4 protein-coding genes are annotated in these 3687 nt (G+C 73.9%); 3 read left to right on the forward strand and 1 reads right to left on the reverse strand.

From position 1 onward, the window contains the following. From DQW06_RS22650 to DQW06_RS22660, 3 genes are all read left to right on the forward strand, one after another. Window positions 1-526 (forward strand): NAD-dependent malic enzyme (locus DQW06_RS22650; RefSeq protein WP_304598541.1); only part of this gene is annotated, 526 nt, incomplete at its 5' end. Window positions 527-578: 52 nt separating this feature from the next. Beyond that, window positions 579-1157, forward strand: a complete 579-nt coding sequence (locus DQW06_RS22655) for a YqgE/AlgH family protein (RefSeq protein WP_013151422.1) — start codon at window positions 579-581, stop codon at window positions 1155-1157. Between the two features lie 63 nt (window positions 1158-1220). Next, window positions 1221-1463, forward strand: coding sequence for a DUF3039 domain-containing protein (locus DQW06_RS22660; protein ID WP_019611444.1), 243 nt, complete (start codon window positions 1221-1223; stop codon window positions 1461-1463). A gap of 214 nt (window positions 1464-1677) precedes the next feature. On the opposite strand, the gene DQW06_RS22665 is transcribed toward DQW06_RS22660, so the two are convergent. After that, window positions 1678-3570 (reverse strand): HtaA domain-containing protein, encoded by a 1893-nt coding sequence (locus DQW06_RS22665; protein ID WP_117199275.1) that lies wholly within the window; start codon window positions 3568-3570, stop codon window positions 1678-1680. Between the last annotated feature and the right edge of the window lie 117 nt (window positions 3571-3687).

The raw sequence follows: 3687 nt of genomic DNA on the forward strand, positions 1-3687 counted from the left end.
GCACGGCGCCGTGCACGCCGGGCGCGAGGACCTCGACCCCAACCTGCGGTGGATCGCGGAGCACACCAACCCCGAGGGCTACAGCGGCGACCTGCGCGGTGCCGTGGCCGGGGCGGACGTCTTCATCGGCGTCTCGGCCCCCAACCTCCTCAACGGCGACGACATCGCCGAGATGAACGAGGACGCCATCATCTTCGCGCTGGCCAACCCCGACCCCGAGGTCGACCCGGACGTGGCCCACCTGCACGCCTCCGTGGTGGCCACCGGCCGCAGCGACTACCCCAACCAGATCAACAACGTGCTGGTCTTCCCCGGCTTCTTCCGCGGTCTGCTGGACGCCCAGAGCCACGACGTCACCTCGGACATGATGGTCGCCGCGGCGGAGGCCCTGGCCGACGTCGTCACCGAGGACGAGCTGGGCCCCAACTACATCATCCCCAGCGTGTTCCACTCCGACCTGTCCACGCACGTGGCCACGGCCGTGCGCGAGGTCGCCCAGCGCGGCCAGGCGGCCGCACAGGCATAACGGCCCGGAAACACCGGCGGTCCGCCCGTCGTTCCGGGGTAGGTGGGAGGGCATGGACCAGCCGATGACCGGGCGCCTCCTGGTGGCCGCCCCCATGCTCCAGGAGGACTCCTTCCGCCGCTCGGTGGTGTTCGTCGTGGACGACGCCGCCGACGGCACCCTGGGGGTGATCCTCAACCGCCCCCTGGGGATGGCCGTGGACGAGGTCGTCACCGACTGGGGCGCCTACGCCAGCGAACCGGCGGTGATGTTCTCCGGGGGTCCCGTGGGCCTGGGCTCCGGCATCGCCCTGGGGGCGGCCGGGCCCGGTGAGCCCCCTCCCGGCTGGTCCCCGCTGGAGGGCCTGGACCCGCACCTGGGCCTGGACGGGATCGGCGTGGTCGACCTCGACGGCCCCGCCCAGGTGCTCGGCGGGGCGCTCGGCGCGTTCCGCCTCTTCGCGGGCTACGCGGGGTGGAGCGCGGGCCAGCTGGCCGGGGAGATCGAGGAGGGGGCCTGGTACGTCGTCGACGCGGTCGCCGACGACGTCTTCACCACCGCGCCCGAGGGGCTGTGGTCGCGGGTGCTGCGCCGCCAGGGCGGGGAGATGGCGCTCCTGTCCACCTTCCCCGACGACCCCGCCATGAACTGAGCAGCCGGGCGGGGCGCGGCACCCTATACCGTGGAACGCAGACGTCGAAAGGTGTGAGGCACGATGGCGATGGACATCCTCAACAAGGTCCTCCCGGACAGCGAGACCAAACCGGACATCTCCCACGACGGCGGGGACCGGGAGCGGTTCGCCCACTACGTGCAGAAGGACAAGATCACCGCGAGCGCCGTGACCGGCGACCCCGTGATCGCCCTGTGCGGCAAGGTGTGGGTGCCCAACCGCGACCCCAAGAAGTTCCCCGTGTGCCCCGAGTGCAAGAAGGTCTACGAGGAGATGATGAAGTAGCCCTCCCGCCCGGACGGCCGACGGCTTCCGAGGAAGCGGCCGCGTGTCCGGCGCGGACCCCGCCGTGCCCGGGCACCGCGCGCGGCGGACACGACGAAGGCCTTGACACACGGCGTGTGCCAAGGCCCTCGTGTCACCCGGGGGCCGACCGGTCGCGTGACGGGGCCCCGCGGACCCCGCTCCGCGCGGGCGCGCGGGAACCGGTCAGGCGGTCCTAGACCGCAGACTCCTCGTCCCCGTCGGGGGCGGGACCGCGCCTGCGGGCCGCGTACACCGCCGCGCCGCCCGCGCCGACGGCCACCGCGGCCGCGGTCAGCAGGCCGGCCAGCGCGACACCGGTGTTGGGCAGGCCCGGAGTGCCGCCGCCGTCTCCGTCACCGGGGCCGGGCGTGGGGCCTCCGTCACCGCCCCCGCCCGGAACCCGGACCTCCTCGTCCACGCTCACGGTCAGCGAGACCGGGTCCAGCTGCTCCCCGACGGCATAGAAGTCCGCGAACGCGGGCACGCCCTCGGCGGTCAGGGTCGCGGGGATCGGCTCCCAGCTCAGGACGCCCTCCTCCAGCGTGTAGTCCACCCCGGTCAGGTCCAGGTCGGCCAGCGCCACGTCCTCGTACGTGACCGGCTCCTGCCCGCTCAGCGGCTTGCTGGTCACGTCGGCGTACAGCACGCCCGCCGCGCCGTCGACCGTCACGCGCGGGTCGCTGACCGTCATGCTCAGCAGCGGGTCGGCGCCGTCGTGGACGTGGCCCTCGAAGAGCACGGTGCCCTCGAACGCGATGTCGGCGGTGGACGCGGACAGGTCCACCTCACCGCTGCCGTCGGTGAACGCGAAGGTCCCGTCCTCGTTCTGGCTGGCGCCGTCGCTCGGGGTGATCTCGCCCCGGGCGATGCTGCCGGTGATGTAGTCGCGGAAGGACTCCTTGACGCCCCAGTCCGCGCGGCCGTTGTGGACGGTGAGCGGGCCCTCGGCGGGGTCGGTCGGCTCCCCGGTCGGGTCGGTCGGGTCCGTGGGCTCCTCGGTGGGTTCCTCCACGGCGGTGAAGGAGACCGGCGTCCACACGTCCTGGTCGCGGTTGGCGATGTCGGTGTGGTCGTTGAACACCGCCACGTAGCACTGCGTCCGCGCGCAGTCGTGGACGGTGCCGTCCGTCTCGTAGGAGCCGGTCACCCGGAGTTCGGCGCTGAAGGAACCGTCCTCGCCGGGGGCGTCGGCCCCGCGCAGCCACACCGCGCCGGTGTGGTGGGCCGGGTAGGAGTCGGCGGACTGCGGGACGGCGGTCAGGGCCGCGTAGACGCCCTGGCCGGGGCGGAAGCCCGTGCCCTCGACGGTGACGGTGTCGCCCGCGGGGTCCAGGTCGCTGGCCGGGGCCACCGTGACGCGCGGGTCGTGCACCGGCTCCCCGGGGCCGCCCGGGTCGGTGACGTCGTCGATCCCGGCGGTGAAGGAGAGCGGGTCCATCGGGGCGCCCGCGGCGTAGAAGCCCGCGAACGGCTCCACCGCGTCGGCGTGCAGCGTGCCCGCCGTGGAGGTGAAGGTGATCTCCTCGCCCTCCACGGCCACCTCGGCGCCGGTCAGCTCGGTGACCGCGACCTCGCCGTACTCGACCAGGCCGCCCGGGGGCAGGTTGGGGTTGGCCCCGCCGAACTCGCGGCTGGTGACGTCGGCGAAGACCGTGGCGGTGTCGCCCTCGAACACCACCCGGGGGTCGGAGACGCGCACCTCCAGAACCGGGCCCTGGCCGTAGTCGTGGCCGCTGAAGACGACCGTCCCGGAGAAACTCACGTCACCGGAGGCGTCCTCCTTGGAGACCGTGCCCCCGGCGGCGGGGAAGTCGACGGTGCCGTCGGCCAGGAGGGTCGCCCCGTCGGAGGCCTCGTAGCCGCCGTGCGCGATCGGGCTGCCCACGTAGTTGCGGAAGGACTCCTTCACGCCCCAGGAGGCGGAGCCTCCGGTGAGGGGAAGCACCTCGTCGGCGGAGGCGGTCGGGGCGGCGGCCACGGCGAACGTGCCGCCCAGGGCGGCCGCGCCCGCGTAGGCGGTGAGGAGGCGCAGCGCCCGGCGGAGTCCGCCCGGTGCCGTGCTCCCTCGGGTCGGGGTGGTGGTCATCGTCGGTCCAATCCGTGAAGGGGATGGTGGTGGTCGGTCCCCGGCGACTGCCGGGGCCTGTCGTGCGGCGGATCCCCGTGGAGCGGGCGCGGTGGGGTGCGCCTGGGGCGAGGGGGG

It is taken from the genome of Nocardiopsis sp. TNDT3, assembly GCF_003427465.1.
Taxonomy (GTDB): Bacteria; Actinomycetota; Actinomycetes; order Streptosporangiales; family Streptosporangiaceae; genus Nocardiopsis; species Nocardiopsis dassonvillei.